The following is a 14,141-nucleotide window of genomic DNA, read 5'->3' as shown; positions in this document are numbered from 1 at the left end:
TGCGGCGGGCGGGGCACCCTGGTTCACGGTTCGAGGACGACCTTTCCGGTCGTGCCCCGGTTCTCCAGGGCGCGGTGGGCGGCGGCGGCCTCGGCGAGGGGGAAGCGGTGGACGGCGGGGACGAGCCGGCCTTCGGCGGCCTCGGCGAGGGCGCGCAGTTCGAGCGTGCGGACGGGGTCGTCCCCACCGGCCCTGCGCATCATCTCGGGACCGAGGACGTTCGTGGAGACGCCCTCGACGAGGTACGGGCTGTCGTCGGCGAGGCCCTGGGCCGACCAGCCGAAGACGAGGTGCCGGCCGCCGGGGGCGAGGAGGTCCACGACCGTGCGGGCGACGTCCCCGCCCACGCCGTCGTACACCAGGGTGACCTTGCCCCGGTGGGCGTCGAGCCGTGCGGGCCAGTCCGGGGCCGTGTAGTCGACGGCGAGGTCGGCGCCGCCGGCCTCCACCCTGGCCGTCTTCGCGGGGCCGCCGGCCAGGCCGATGACGGTGGCGCCGGCGTTCCTGGCGTACTGCACGAGGAGGGTGCCGAGGCCGCCGGCCGCGGCGGGGACGACGACCACGTCGCCGGGGCCGGGCTCGGCGAACTGCACGATGCCCATCGCCGTGCGCCCCGTGCCGATCATGGCGACGGCCGCGGCGAAGTCCAGGCGCTCCGGGACCTCGTGCAGCCGGCCGGCGTCGGTGACGGCCAGCTCCGCATAGCCCCCGGGGGCGAAGCCGAGGTGGGCGACGACCCGCCGGCCGAGCCAGTGGGCGGGGGTGCCCTCGCCGAGGGCGTCGACGACCCCGGCGACCTCGCGGCCGGGAACGGTCGGCAGGGCGGCCGGGGCCGGCGCGGGACCCCGCAGGCCCTGCCGCAGGGCCGTGTCCAGCAGATGGACGCCGGCCGCCCGGACGGCGATGCGGACCTGCCCCGGGCCCGGCCGCGGATCCTCGACCTCCTCGTGGAGGAGGTTCTCGGCCGGACCGAAGGCGTGCAGGCGGATGGCGTGCATAGGGGTCTCCCGTGGGTGCCGGTCGGGTGGTTCCGCTCGCTGTGGCCCCCACGGTGCAACCTCAAGCATGCTCGAGGTCAAGCCTGTGCCGGCCCAGGGCGAGGGAGACGGCCGTCAGGGCGCTGTTGAAGGACACCTCCGAGAGCACACCGGGCGCGGCGACCTGGTCGCCGGCGAGGTAGACGCCGTCGCCGCGGTCGACGGCGGGCCGGTCGCGCCAGCTGCTCCCGGGCAGGTCGACGGCGCCGGTCCGCCCGTTCGCCACCGCCGCCCGCCGCCAGGTGACCCGTTCGCGCCAGCCGTCGAAGCCCAGGTCCAGCAGTTCCTCGGCGCGCGCGACGCCGTCGGCCCTGGACTCGTGCGGCGCGATGGGGATCTGACCCTGGATCAGTTGCTCGCCGGCCGGGGCGAGGGTGCGGTCCTGGGCGGTGAACCGCTCCAGCCAGCCCGGCGCGTCCAGGTCGGACACGACGAACGCGTCCCCGCGCCGGGTGCGCACGGCGAGGTCGACGAGGACGGTGCGGCCGCTCGGCCAGGTCAGCGAGGGGTCGCCGAGGAGGCGGCGGGCGGCGGCGAGGGAGGTGGCGACGACGACCGGGGTGTCGGTGGGCAGGGTGTCGACGCGGGACAGGGTCTCCATCCGCACGCCCAGGTTCCGGGCGCGGGCGGCCATCCGGTCGACGAGCCCGCCCCAGCCGCCGCGCGGGTAGCGCGCCTCCGGGGGCAGCTTGGTGGCGCGGCGCAGGCGTTCCTGGACGAACGCGGCGGACAGGGAGCCCGGGTCGTGGTGGAACAGCGCGACCGCGGAGTAGTGCGCGGCGGCCCGCGCGGCCTCCTCGCCGGCGATTCCGGTGGCCCAGGTGAGGAAGTCGGTGTCGACGGGCGCCTGCGCGCCGCCGCGGAGCAGCAGCTTCAGCATCGAGAGGGGCGGGGTGCGGCGCAGCGCGCCCCGGTGGCGCAGCCGCATCCGGGCGACCTCCAGGGGCGGGAGCGGGGCGAGCGGTCCGATGAGGCCGCGCCGGCGGAGCCAGGACCAGTGCGGGCCGCCGTTGTAGAGGGCGTGCGGCCCCTCGTTCGTCCGGTACGGGCCCTCGGCGGTGCGGGCCCGGCCGCCGAGGGTGTGGTGGGCCTCGTGGACGGTGACCTCGGCGCCTGCCTCGGCGGCGGCGACGGCCGCGGTGAGTCCGGCGAATCCGCCGCCGACGACGGTGATGCGGTGCATGGCTGGGGTCTCCCTTGCTCGGGCTTGCTCGGGTCGCTTTCGATGTCCGTCGTTACGACCCGTCGAGGGCCCCGGGATGTGACATGCGCGGGGTTCGCGCAGGCCGGGAGGGTTGTCAGTGGCGGGGTGCAGCATGAGGGGCATGGCGAGGAGAGCGGCGGGCGGTACGGGAGCGAAGAGGGCGCGGCGGCCCGAGCCGGGGCTGCCCGCCCTGGAGCGGTTCGAGGGAGGCGGACTGGAGCCGGACGGGGACTACGACGGACTGGAGTTCCGCGAGACGGACCTCACCGGGGAGAACGGCGCGGGGGCGCGCTTCATGGACTGCGCGCTGACGGGGTGCGCGCTGGACGGGACGCGGCTGTCCCGGGCGCGGGTGCTGGACTCGGTCCTCGCCGGCGTCCGGGGAGTGGGCACGAACCTGGCCGAGGCCACCCTGCGGGACGTGGAGGTGACCGACGCGCGGCTCGGGGGGACGCAACTGCACGGGGCGGTGCTGGAGCGGGTGCTGATCCGGGGCGGCAAGATCGACTTCCTGAACCTGCGCTCGGCCCGGCTCAAGGACGTGGTGTTCGAGGGCTGCGTCCTGGTCGAGCCGGACTTCGGCGGGGCCCGGCTGGAGCGGGTGGAGTTCGTGGACTGCGCGCTGAAGGGGGCGGACCTCACCGGCGCCACGCTGGTGGACGTGGACCTGCGCGGGGCCGTGCCGCTGGAGATCGCGCGGGGCGTGGACCGGCTGGCGGGAGCGGTGATCAGCACGGCGCAGCTGCTGGACCTGGCGCCGGTGCTCGCGGCGGCGTCGGGGATCCGGGTGGAGGGATGAGCGGGGGGCGGACGGAGGAGTGAGCGGGGGAGCGGGAGGAAGAACGAGCGGGGGAGCGGGGGAGGAACGAGCGGGCGGCGGGGGCGGCGCACGCGCTCCCGGGTCACGCCGGGCGGGGATCCCGGATCATGCCGGGCGGGGATCCCGGGTCACGGCAGGCGGGGATAGCGGGCCTGGAGGGTCCAGATGGCCGGGTTCTCGCCGAGGTCCTCGTGCATGTCGATCAGGTCGGCGATCAGGTCGTGCAGGAAGTCGCGGGCCTCGCGGCGGAGTTCGGCGTGGGAGAAGGTCAGCGGGGGCTCGGCGGCCGGCAGCCACTCCGCCTCGATGTCCACCCAGCCGAAGCGGCGCTCGAAGAGCAGGCGGTCGGTGGACTCGGTGAAGTCCAGCTCGGCCCGCTGGGGACGGGAGGCCCTGGAGCCCGCCGGGTCCCGGTCGACGCGCTCCACGATGTCGCACAGCGCCCAGGCGAAGTCGAGCACCGGCACCCATCCCCAGGCTGTGGACACCTCGCGGTCCGACTCGGTGTCGGCGAGGTAGACGTCGCCGCAGAACAGGTCGTGGCGCAGGGCGTGGACGTCCGCGCGGCGGTAGTCGGTCTGCGGCGGGTCGGGGAAGCGGTGGGAGAGGGCGTAGCCGATGTCGAGCACGGAGCGATGGTGTCACGACACGGCGGGTTCGCCCGCACGGGTGCCTGGCCGGAGACGGCGCCGCGCCTCCCTAGGATCACGGCGTGCGCCCCCACCGCCTCCACCGCTCCCCTCGCCTCCGCCGCTCCCGGCGGCACCGTCCCCCCACCGCGACCACCGCGACCACCGCGACCACCGCGACCACCGCGACCACCGCGACCACCGCGACCACCGCGGCCTCCCTGGCCCTGCTCACCGTCGTCACGGCGGTGACGGCGACCGCGTGCGGCGGTGGCGGCGTCGTCGGCGGCGCTCCCGGCACGAGCGGTGTCCGCGACCCGTACTTCCCGAAGGCGGGCAACGGCGGCTACGACGTCACCCACTACGCCCTCGACCTCGCCTACGACCCCGGCACCCACCACCTGACCGGCACCGCGACGCTCACCGCCCGGGCGACCCGGGACCTCTCCGCGCTGAACCTCGACCTCAAGGGCCTGGACGTCGGGAAGGTCACCGTCGACGGCGTGAGCGCGCGCCGGTACCGCGACGGCCAGGAACTGACGGTCCGCCCGCGCGAGGGGATCGACCGCGGCGCGCGCTTCCGCGTCACCGTCCGCTACTCCGGCGCCCCCGTGACCGTCACCGACCCGGACGGCTCCGAGGAGGGCTGGCTGCGCACCGCCGACGGCGCGCTGGCCCTGGGGCAGCCCACGGGGTCGATGGCGTGGTTCCCCGGCAACCACCACCCCTCCGACAAGGCGACCTACACCCTCGCGGTGACCGTGCCGAAGGGGCTGCGGGCGGTGTCCAACGGGGAGCCGGCCGGTGAGGAGACGAAGGGGGACCGTACGACGTACCGCTGGCGCACCACCGAGCCGATGGCGAGCTACCTCGCCACGCTCGCCCTCGGCAGGTACGACGTCGAGCGCACCACGACCGCCGGCGGTCTGCCCGTGTACACGGCGGTCGACCCGGACCAGGCCAAGGCGAGCCGCGCGGTCCTGGCACGGCTCGGCGAGGTCGTGGAGTGGGGCGAGCGGACCTTCGGCCCGTACCCCTTCTCCTCCACGGGCGCGATCGTGGAACGCCCCGGGGACGCCGGGTACGCCCTGGAGACCCAGAACCGCCCCGTCTTCCCCGGGGCCCCCTCCACCGAGCTGCTGGTCCACGAGATCGCCCACCAGTGGTACGGCGACTCCGTGACCCCGAAGACGTGGCGGGACATGTGGCTCAACGAGGGCTTCGCGACGTACGCGACGTGGCTGTGGGAGGAGGAGCACGGCGGGGACACCGCGCAGCGGACCTTCGACGCGCTGTACGCGGGCACCTACTTCGACGAGGCGGGGTCGGACGAGGAGCTCTGGTCGTTCCCGCCGGCCCGGCCGCCCGACGCGGCGCACATCTCCGGCGTCCCCGTCTACCAGCGCGGCGCGATGGTCCTGCACAAGATCCGGCAGACGGTCGGCGACGGCCCGTTCCGCGCCCTCCTGAAGGGCTGGGCGGAGAAGTACCGCCACGGCAACGCGGACACCGACGACTTCACGGCGTACGTGGAGGAGTCGGCCCCTCGGAAGGACTTCGGGGGGATCTGGGCGGACTGGCTGTACGGGGAGGGGAAGCCGCGGCGGCCCTGACACCCCGCCGCCGTCCGCGTCCGCCCTGTCCGGCCGGGGGCGCCCCGCGCCCCGCGTCGACGACGACGGGCGAGCGCACCACCCCGGCGGCTGGAGGCGGTCCGGGCCCCCGCTTCCGCGGGGGCCCGGACGGGGCGTCCGTCAGACGTTCACGCCGAAGTCCTGGGCGATACCGACCAGGCCCGAGGCGTAGCCCTGGCCGACCGCGCGGAACTTCCACTCCGCGCCGTTGCGGTACAGCTCGCCGAAGACCATGGCGGTCTCGGTGGCCGCGTCCTCCGACAGGTCGTAGCGGGCGATCTCGGCGCCGCCGGCCTGGTTGACGATGCGGATGTAGGCGTTGCGCACCTGGCCGAAGTTCTGGCTGCGGTTCTCGGCGTCGTAGATCGACACCGGGAAGACGATCTTGTCGATGTCGGCCGGGAGCGCGGCCAGGTTGACGTTGATCGCCTCGTCGTCGCCGGCGCCCTCACCCGTGCGGTTGTCGCCGGTGTGGACGATGGAGTTGTCCGGGGTCTGCTTGTTGTTGAAGAACACGAAGTGGGCGTCCGAGTAGACCCTGCCCTGGGCGTTGACCGCGATGGCCGACGCGTCGAGGTCGAAGTCCGTGCCGGTGGTGGTGCGGACGTCCCAGCCGAGGCCCACGGTGACGGCGGTCAGGCCCGGAGCCTCCTTGGTGAGCGAGACGTTGCCACCCTTGGACAGGCTTACAGCCATTGTTGGGAGTCCCTTCCCTCGTGTGCGTACGGCCAGAAGCTGAAGCTACAGCCATCCCCTTGAACGCGGAGAGGGGGGCGCGGGGTTCCGGGTCCCTTTACTTTCTTTACGCGACTTATTCGGGTGACGTGGACCGGTCAGGGGCGGGAACATGGAGGGTATGTCCGGTCCCTATCCCGTCCGCGGCTCCGTCTCCCTGCCCGAGGCCGAGCTCATGTGGCGTTTCTCGCGCTCCTCGGGGCCCGGCGGGCAGCACGTGAACACCAGCGACTCACAGGTCGAACTCCGGTTCGACCTCGCCCGGACGGAGGCGCTGCCCGAGGTGTGGAAGCAGCGGGCGCTCGAGCGGCTGGCCGGGCGGCTGGTCGGGGGCGTCGTCACCGTCCGCGCCTCCGAGCACCGCTCCCAGTGGCGCAACCGCGAGGCCGCCGCCGTGCGTCTGGCGGCCCTGCTCGCCGAGGCCACCGCGCCGCCGCCCCGGCCCCGCAGGCCGACCCGTGTCCCGCGCGGCATCAACGAGCGCCGGCTGCGGGAGAAGAAGCGCCGCTCGGAGACCAAGCGGGGGCGCTCCGCGCGCGACTGGGGCTGACCGGACCGGCCGGTGCGGAACGCCCGGGCGCCCCGGGGCCCGGGCGGTCCCGGCGGGTGGTCACCCCAGCTCCAGCACGCCCACCGTCTCGCCCCCGACGACCTCACCGTTCCTGCGGAAGCCCAGGCCCAGGTAGAAGCCCTCCGGGCCGGACGGGCCGGGGTGCCAGGTGACGTGGAGCTCCTTGCCGCCGCGGCGGCGGATCTCGGCGGCCACCGACTCCACGGCGAAGCGGCCGTACCCCTTGCCCTGCTCGCCGGCGGCGATGTTTAGCCGCCACAGACCGGAGCGGACGACGCTGCCGCCGTCGTCGTGCCAGTCGAGGTCGAAGAAGGCCATCAGGAAGCCGACCGCGCGGTCGCCGTCCACGATCAGCCGGGGCCAGGCGGTGCCGGGGTGGACGTAGGCCTCGGCGAGGGACTTCACCACCGGCGCGACCGCGTGTTCCTGGTCGGGGCGGACCCGTACGCCGAGGGCGGCGTCGAGGTTTTCGGCGGTGACCTCTTCCAGGCGGGGCGCGGTCGTCGTCATTCGGGCACCCTAGGGTCGGAAATCCCGTTCGGCAAAAGGGATTTCACGTCCGGAAAAGCGGGCGCCGGCGGTCGGCGTTCAGCCCAACTGCCGGTAACGGCCGCGGAAATACATCAGCGGTTCCCCGCCCGCGCTCGGCAGCCGGGCCGTCAGGACGCGGCCGATCACCAGGGTGTGGTCCCCGGCGGTCACCCGCTGCTCGGTGCGGCACTCCAGGGTCGCCAGCGCACCGCCCACCAGCGGCGCCCCGGTGTACTCGCCCCGGACGTACGGGATGTCCTCGAAGAGGAGGCGGTCGCTGAGGCGGCCCTTCATCGCGAAGCGGCCCGCGATGTGCCGCTGGCTCTCGGACAGCACGGACACCGCCCACAGGGGCTGTTCGTCGAGCAGGTCGTCCATGCGGGAGCCCTCGCGCAGGCTGACCAGCACCAGCGGCGGGTCCAGGGAGACCGACAGGAACGCGGTCGCCGTCATGCCGGCGTCCTCGCCGGCCGGCGCCCGGGGGTCGTCCGGGTCCAGCGGCGGCTCCTGCGCGGTCACCAGGACCACACCGGAGGCCAGCCGGGACATGGCGGCGCGGAACTCGTCGTTGCTCACCCCCTCAGCATGCCGGGCGGCGGGCACGGAGGTGATCGCGGAGGGGGTGGCTGGAGTGTTCGGCACACCGGAAACGCTAATCTCCGCTTCACACCCGCCGCATCGGGCCCCGGCCCGAGCGAGGACCTAGGACCAGCGGCCGACCCGTGCGCGAACCGTGCGCAACCGCCGTGAAGGACGCGTTCGGCGTATGCACGGAAAACTCTGGAAAGGCCGCGTAATTGTTCACGTTTGGCTGTGACTTGAGTCACAAGGGACGGGAATTGTTGACCCTGTGTACCGAGTGAGCAGCGCGCTGTGATTCAGTGGCGGGAAGCTGCCGGGGCACCATCGGGAAAGGCGCCGAAGACAACCCTTGATTCACTCCGAGGTCTCGGGGGGAGGGCGAGGATGGAGACCGACTCGGAACCCTACGTCCGTCTTGCGTCCCTGCGACAACTGCACGAGGTCATGGCCGCGTTGAACACGGCACGCAGCCTGGCGGACACGTTGCAGACCGTCGCCGACGGCGTCGTGAACGCCCTCGCGTACGAGCTGGCCTGCGTCAACCTCGTACGCGCCGACGGCGACCTGGTCGTCGCCGCCTTCGCCGGCAACCCCGCCGCCGAGGCCCTCATCACCGGCCGGGTCGGCTCGCGCGAGTCCTGGGAGCGCCGCCTGACCATGGGCGAGCGCTGGGGCGACCTGATCTTCATCCCCCACACCGAGGGCTGGGTCCTCGACGACGACGACGTCCCGCAGTGGTACACCGACGGGCCCGCGCCCCGCTTCGAGGACGAGTGGCACCCCTCCGACCGCCTCTTCGCCCCGATGTACGCACCCGGCCCGCAGGGCGGCGGCACCTCCGGCGAACTGCTCGGGGTGCTCTCCGTGGACCGCCCGCGCAACGGCCGCCGGCCCGGCGCCTGGGGCCGCGAGGCGCTCCAGATGTACGCCTTCCAGGCCGCCATCGCCATCAGCAACGCGCGTCTACGTGCCAACATGCAGCGCGCCCTGGTCCGCCTGGAGCGCGAGCAGCAGGCGCTGCGCGCCAGCGAGGAAAGCTTCCGGCAGGCCTTCGAGTACGCCCCCTCCGGCATGGCCATCGCCGAGATGGGCGGTGACCAGCACGGCCGGATCCTGCGCACCAACGACGCCCTGTGCCGGCTGCTCGGCCGTCCCGCCTCCGCGATGCGCCGCTACGCCTTCTCCGACCTCGTCCACCCCGAGGACATAGGCACCCTGCTCCGCACCTCCGCCGAGGGCGGGCGCGCCGAGCTGCGCCTGGGCCGCCGCGACGGCAGCTACGTCTGGGTGTCCCTGCGCAACTCCGTGGTCGCCGACGCCGCCGACGGGCCCCGCTTCCTGCTCACCCACGTCGAGGACATCGAGGAGCGCAAGCGCCGCGAGCTCCAGCTCGCCCACCGCGCCTCCCACGACTCCCTCACCGGCCTGCCGAACTCCGCCGAACTGCGCGCCCGGCTCTCCGCCCGGCTGTGCCGGCAGCCGCCGCAGGGCGTGCCCGCCGCCGTCGACTCCCTGGCCCCCTACGAGTCCTTCGACTCCTTCGACTCCTACGGCTCCCAGGACGCCGCCCAGGGCCCGCCCGTCTTCGACCGCGGCCACGACTTCGACTTCCCGCCCGGCGCCGACGCGTACGACCACCACGTGCACACCATCGCCCCCACCGAGGAGTCCGACGACGGCTCCAAGGGGCTCGCGGTGCTCTTCTGCGACCTCGACGGCTTCAAGTCGATCAACGACCGGTTCGGGCACAACGCGGGTGACGCGGTGCTCATCGAGGTCGCCCGCCGGCTCGGCAACGGCGTCCGCGACGGCGACACCGTCGCCCGGCTCGGCGGCGACGAGTTCGTGATCCTCGCCGACGGGCTCGGCCGGGCCGACGCCCAGGACCTCGCCGTACGGCTGCGCAACGAGATCATCCAGCCCATCCGGGCCGAGGGCCGGGCCGTGCGCGTCGGGGCCAGTTTCGGCATCGGGTGGGCCCACTGCGGCATGACGGCGGACGAGGTGCTGAAGTCCGCCGACGAGCGGATGTACGTCGAGAAACGATCTCGTCCCAAACAGCACAGGCGTGCGGGGTGAACGGCGGGTCGCATGCGGGGTGAACCGCAGGTCAAGGGAAGGATGCGGGCCGTCTCACCGGTTCGGACCACCCGGTGCGGGACCCCCCGTTCGAGTGAATCCGGGGTGGGGGGAAGGTAGGCTCGCCCTGCTCACACTCGTACCGCATCCGATCCGCACCTAGGAGCACCAAGGGATGACGCCCGGCAACAACGGCGCGAGCACGCCCGAGGACGACGACCCGTTCGGCTACCTCTACGCCGACGGCCAGGCCAACGGAGCCCAGCCGCCGTCCGGGGGCTACGGCTACCCGAACTCGGTCAACCGGGTGCGGCCGGTCGGGACCCGTCAGTACGGCCAGCAGGGGTCCGCTCCCCAGGCACCGCCGCAGCAGGGCGTCTACGGCCAGCCGAACGCGCACTACGCCGCCCCGGAGACGCTGCCCGGCGCCACCGCCCAGTCGCCGCAGCCGGGCCGCGGCGGTCACGGCGGCCGGGGCCGCGGCCCGAACACCAAGGTCCTGCTCATCGGCGCGATCGCGGTGGTCGCCGCGGTCGTGATCGGCATCGGCGTGGCCATGATCAGCGGTGACGACGAGGACAAGGGCGGCGACGACCAGGCGGACGGCACTCCGACCCAGTCCCAGACCAGCGAGCCGAGCCCGACGGCGAGCAGCAGCGCCGGCGAGCAGGAGGAGAAGGCCGAGCTGCCGACGATCGACGCGAAGGCGCTCCGCCTGGGCGGAACGGCCTCCCTCGCGTCGGACGTCGAGGGCGCGCAGTCCGACGGCGGCATCTACGTGGCCAACCTCAACCAGCCGGGCGCCTCGGTCACCTGGACCGTCGACGACATCCCGAAGGACGGCGCCTACACCGTCTTCGTCCGCTACAGCACCACCGACGAGCCCCAGTCGATGACGCTCACCGTCAACGGCAAGGAGTTCGGCAACAAGCTGAACATGGACAACTGGGCCCGCGCCGAGGACGGCGACTTCTCCAAGGGCTGGACCAAGACCTACGCCTGGCCCACCCTCAACAAGGGCACCAACACGATCTCGGTCTCCTGCAACGACGGCGACAAGTGCAACGTCCTGCTGGACCAGCTCTGGCTGAAGGAAGGCCAGGTCACCAAGTAGCACGGCCGGCGGGCCGGCCTCAGGCCGCGCTCGCCTCCGCCGTCACCGCGACCCGGCCCAGCAGGTCCTCGTAGGCCGCCCGGTCGAACTCGCCGGCCGCCGGGGACAGCACCGTCGCCGCCGACAGGGCGACCGCGCGGGTCAGGCGGTCCGGCCACGGCAGGTGTTCCACCAGGCCCGCGAGCAGGCCCGCGACCAGGGAGTCGCCGGCGCCCGTGGGGTTGCCGTGCAGGTGGGCCGGCGGGGTGGCGCGCCAGCGGCCCTCGGGGGTCACCGCGAGGACGCCCTCCGGGCCCAGGGAGGCGACCACCGTGCCGGCGCCGCGGCGGCGGGCGTCCTGGGTGGCGCGCAGCGGCTCGTGGGAGCCGGTGAGCTCGGCCAGTTCCTCGGCGTTCGGCTTGAGGACGTCGGGGCGCCCGGCGACCCCGCGGCGCAGCGCCGCCCCGCTGGTGTCCAGCAGGACCGGCACCCCGGCCGCCCGGGCGATGCGGGCCAGTGAGGCGTAGGCGCCGACCGGGACGCCCGGGGGCAGGCTGCCGCACAGGGCCACCGCCGAGGCCGAGGCCAGCAGGTCCCCGTACGCCTCCTGGAAGGCGGACCACTCGGCGGGGCCGATCGTCGGGCCGGGCTCGTTGAGCTGGGTGGTCCCCCCGGAGCGCTCGTCGACCACGGCGATGGTGCGCCGGGTGGTGCCGGACACCGGGACCAGCGCGTCCCGCACGCCCGGGGTCCCGGTGAGCCGGTCCCGCAGGATCCGGCCCGTGGTGCCGCCCGCGAAACCGGTGACCGTCACCTCGTGGCCGAGCGCCGCGAGCACCCGGGCCACGTTGACCCCCTTGCCGCCGGGGCGCTCCGTCACCTCGGAGACCCGGTGGGAGGCGTGCGGCCGCAGGGACGGCACGCGATAGGTGATGTCGAGAGCGGTGTTCAGCGTGACCGTGAGGATCACCGTGCCGACCTCCCCTTTTGCCTGCGTCCGCGGTGCGCTCCGGGGGCACGATCATGCCAAAGAGACGGCGGCCGGCCCACCCCCGGGACCGGCCGCCCTCCTCCGACTGCGGGACGAATCAGGCCGGTTGGGGATCGACCACCCATTCACCCCGGCGCATCACGCCCTTGAGGGCGAAGTCCGCGTCCAGGACCACCAGGTCGGCGTCCTTCCCGGGCTCCAGGGAGCCGATCCGGTCGTCCATGCCCAGCAGCCGCGCCGGGTTCGCGGACAGGGCCGCGACCGCGTCCTCCACCGGCAGCCCGTCGACCGTGACCGCCCGCTGGAGGGCGCGGTCCAGGGTGAGCGTCGAGCCCGCGATGGAGCCGCCCTCCACCAGCCGGGCCACGCCGTCCGCGACCTCCACCTCCAGCGGGCCGAGCATGTAGCGGCCGTCGCCGAAGCCGGCCGCGTCCATCGCGTCCGTGATGAACGCGACCCGCCCGGCGCCCGCGTGGTGGAACGCCAGTTGCAGCGCGGCCGGATGCAGGTGCGTGCCGTCGTTGATCAGCTCGACCGTGACCCGCTCGTCCTCCAGCAGGGCCGTGATGGGGCCGGGGGCGCGGTGGCCGAGGGGCGGCATCGCGTTGAAGAGGTGGGTGGCGACCGTGGCGCCGGCCTCGATGGCCTGCACGGTCTGCTCGTAGGTGGCGTCCGTGTGGCCGACGGCCGCGATCACGCCGTGCTCGGCCAGCAGGCGTACGGAGTCGATGCCGCCCGGCAGCTCGGTGGCGAGCGTGACCATCTTCGCGTGCCCGCGCGCCGCGTCGAGGAGCTTGCGGACCTCCGCCGGGTCGGGGTCGCGCAGCAGCCGCTCGGAGTGCGCGCCCTTGCGGCACGGGGAGATGAACGGCCCCTCGAAGTGGATGCCCGCGATCTCGCCCTGCTCGGCCAGCTCGGACAGCAGGCCGGCGCGCCGGGAGAGGAAGTCCATGTCGCCGGTGACGGTGGAGGCGACCAGGGTGGTGGTGCCGTGCAGCCGGTGGGTGCGGATGCCCCGCAGGACGTCGTCGACCGTCCCGGAGGTGAAGGACGCCCCCCCGCCGCCGTGGTTGTGGAGGTCGACGAAGCCGGGGAGCAGCCAGTGGCCGGAGAGGTCGATCACCTCGGCGTTCCCGGGCGACCCCCCAGCGGCGATCCGCGTGCCGTCGACGATCACGCGGCCGTCGTCCACGGTGCCGGTGGGCAGGACCACCCGGGCACCGGTGAGAACCTTGGTGGGGGCCATCAGGCGGTTACCTCCGAGGGGGCTGAAGGGGCCGGGGAACCGGCGGTTTCGAGGAGATCCCAGGCGAGGAGTCCCGCGCCCAGGCATCCGGCGGTGTCCCCGAGCGCCGCGGGGACCAGGGACGGCAGCTTCTGGAAGGTGACCCGCCGCCGGACGGCCTCCCGCAGTGGTGTGAACAACGTTTCCCCCGCCTCGGCCAGCCCGCCACCGATGATCAGCGTGCGCGGATCCAGCAGGGTGAGCGCGGTGACCAGCCCGTCGGCCAGCGCGTCCACCGCCTCCTGCCACACCGCGCGGGCCCGGGCGTCCCCGGCCGCGACGGCCTCGGCGCAGTCGGCCGCGTCCGCACCGGGGTCGCCGCAGGCCGCCGCCCACGCCTCGCTCACCGCCGACGCGGACGCGAACCGTTCCAGGCAGCCGCGCTGACCGCACGGGCAGGGGGCGCCCCCGGGCCGTACGACGATGTGGCCGATCTCGCCCGCGAAGCCGTGCGCGCCCGCCTCCACCCGGCCGTCGATGCCGATGGCGCCCGCGATGCCGGTGCCCAGCGGCACGAACAGGAACCGGTCGGTGCCCCGGCCCGCTCCGATCCGGCCCTCGGCGAGCCCGCCGGCGCGCACGTCGTGGCCGAGGGCGACGGGGACGCCGAGCCGTTCGGTGAGCCGTGCGCGCAGCGGGACGTCGCGCCAGCCGAGGTTGGCCGAGTAGACGGCGACGCCCTCCGCCTCGTCGATGATCCCGGGGACGGCGACGCCGGCGGCGCGGGCGGGTTCGCCGTAGTGCTCGATGCCGTGGGCGCGCAGGTCGGCGGCGAAGTCGAGGATGTCCGCGACCACGGAGTCCGGGCCGCGTTCGCGGCCGGTGGACCGGCGGGCCCGGTGCAGCAGCGTGCCGTCCGCCCCGACCAGGGCGGCCTTCATCCCGGTGCCGCCCACGTCGAGGGCGATGACATGTCTCACGGGGACAGTGTGGCCCGGGGACCCGGGAGA

The 14,141-nt window shown here is 74.2% G+C and carries 14 protein-coding genes; 5 read left to right on the top strand and 9 right to left on the bottom strand.

Annotated features, from left to right (window positions below):
* Positions 1 to 23 precede the first annotated feature (23 nt).
* Positions 24 to 998, bottom strand: a complete 975-nt coding sequence (locus tag CP969_RS18270) for a zinc-binding dehydrogenase (RefSeq protein WP_004986527.1) — start codon at positions 996 to 998, stop codon at positions 24 to 26.
* Between the two features lie 61 nt (positions 999 to 1,059).
* Positions 1,060 to 2,355, bottom strand: coding sequence for an FAD-dependent oxidoreductase (locus CP969_RS18265; protein ID WP_354000976.1), 1,296 nt, complete (start codon positions 2,353 to 2,355; stop codon positions 1,060 to 1,062).
* A gap of 7 nt (positions 2,356 to 2,362) precedes the next feature.
* On the opposite strand from CP969_RS18265, the gene CP969_RS18260 reads away from it, so the two are divergent.
* A complete protein-coding gene (locus CP969_RS18260; RefSeq protein WP_016825676.1) occupies positions 2,363 to 3,040 on the top strand; it encodes a pentapeptide repeat-containing protein in 678 nt (225 codons plus the stop codon).
* Between the two features lie 149 nt (positions 3,041 to 3,189).
* Here CP969_RS18260 and CP969_RS18255 read toward each other — a convergent pair whose 3' ends face one another.
* A complete protein-coding gene (locus tag CP969_RS18255; RefSeq protein WP_004986532.1) occupies positions 3,190 to 3,690 on the bottom strand; it encodes a hypothetical protein in 501 nt (166 codons plus the stop codon).
* Between the two features lie 221 nt (positions 3,691 to 3,911).
* Between CP969_RS18255 and CP969_RS18245 the strand changes: the two genes are divergently transcribed.
* Positions 3,912 to 5,303 carry a M1 family metallopeptidase gene (locus CP969_RS18245; RefSeq protein ID WP_051044519.1) on the top strand — a complete coding sequence of 464 codons (1,392 nt, stop codon included), beginning with the start codon at positions 3,912 to 3,914 and terminating at the stop codon, positions 5,301 to 5,303.
* 141 nt (positions 5,304 to 5,444) lie between these two features.
* On the opposite strand, the gene CP969_RS18240 is transcribed toward CP969_RS18245, so the two are convergent.
* Entirely contained in the window at positions 5,445 to 6,020 is a 576-nt protein-coding gene (locus tag CP969_RS18240; protein WP_004986538.1) for a TerD family protein, read from the bottom strand.
* Positions 6,021 to 6,171: 151 nt separating this feature from the next.
* On the opposite strand from CP969_RS18240, the gene arfB reads away from it, so the two are divergent.
* Complete coding sequence (arfB, locus tag CP969_RS18235; RefSeq protein WP_026085076.1) at positions 6,172 to 6,609, top strand: alternative ribosome rescue aminoacyl-tRNA hydrolase ArfB; 438 nt, start codon at positions 6,172 to 6,174, stop codon at positions 6,607 to 6,609.
* Positions 6,610 to 6,669: 60 nt separating this feature from the next.
* Here the strand turns inward: arfB and CP969_RS18230 are convergent, their stop codons facing one another.
* Positions 6,670 to 7,140 (bottom strand): GNAT family N-acetyltransferase, encoded by a 471-nt coding sequence (locus CP969_RS18230; protein WP_016825678.1) that lies wholly within the window; start codon positions 7,138 to 7,140, stop codon positions 6,670 to 6,672.
* A gap of 78 nt (positions 7,141 to 7,218) precedes the next feature.
* A complete protein-coding gene (locus CP969_RS18225) occupies positions 7,219 to 7,803 on the bottom strand; it encodes a flavin reductase family protein (protein WP_004986543.1) in 585 nt (194 codons plus the stop codon).
* Between the two features lie 324 nt (positions 7,804 to 8,127).
* Here CP969_RS18225 and cdgB point away from each other — a divergent pair, with 324 nt between their 5' ends.
* Positions 8,128 to 9,822, top strand: a complete 1,695-nt coding sequence (cdgB, locus tag CP969_RS18220; protein WP_016825680.1) for a diguanylate cyclase CdgB — start codon at positions 8,128 to 8,130, stop codon at positions 9,820 to 9,822.
* Between the two features lie 175 nt (positions 9,823 to 9,997).
* Positions 9,998 to 10,936 carry a carbohydrate-binding protein gene (locus CP969_RS18215; protein WP_016825681.1) on the top strand — a complete coding sequence of 313 codons (939 nt, stop codon included), beginning with the start codon at positions 9,998 to 10,000 and terminating at the stop codon, positions 10,934 to 10,936.
* Positions 10,937 to 10,955: 19 nt separating this feature from the next.
* Here the strand turns inward: CP969_RS18215 and CP969_RS18210 are convergent, their stop codons facing one another.
* From CP969_RS18210 to CP969_RS18200, 3 genes are all read right to left on the bottom strand, one after another.
* Positions 10,956 to 11,885, bottom strand: a complete 930-nt coding sequence (locus CP969_RS18210) for a 1-phosphofructokinase family hexose kinase (protein WP_004986549.1) — start codon at positions 11,883 to 11,885, stop codon at positions 10,956 to 10,958.
* 118 nt (positions 11,886 to 12,003) lie between these two features.
* Entirely contained in the window at positions 12,004 to 13,152 is a 1,149-nt protein-coding gene (gene nagA / locus CP969_RS18205; protein ID WP_004986551.1) for an N-acetylglucosamine-6-phosphate deacetylase, read from the bottom strand.
* A complete protein-coding gene (locus tag CP969_RS18200) occupies positions 13,152 to 14,072 on the bottom strand; it encodes an ROK family protein (protein WP_051044521.1) in 921 nt (306 codons plus the stop codon). Before CP969_RS18200 ends, nagA begins: the two co-directional genes overlap by 1 nt.
* Positions 14,073 to 14,141 lie beyond the last annotated feature (69 nt).

This window comes from Streptomyces viridosporus T7A (assembly GCF_008704515.1).
Taxonomy (GTDB): Bacteria; Actinomycetota; Actinomycetes; order Streptomycetales; family Streptomycetaceae; genus Streptomyces; species Streptomyces viridosporus.
This window is presented reverse-complemented; position numbering and strand designations above follow the sequence as displayed.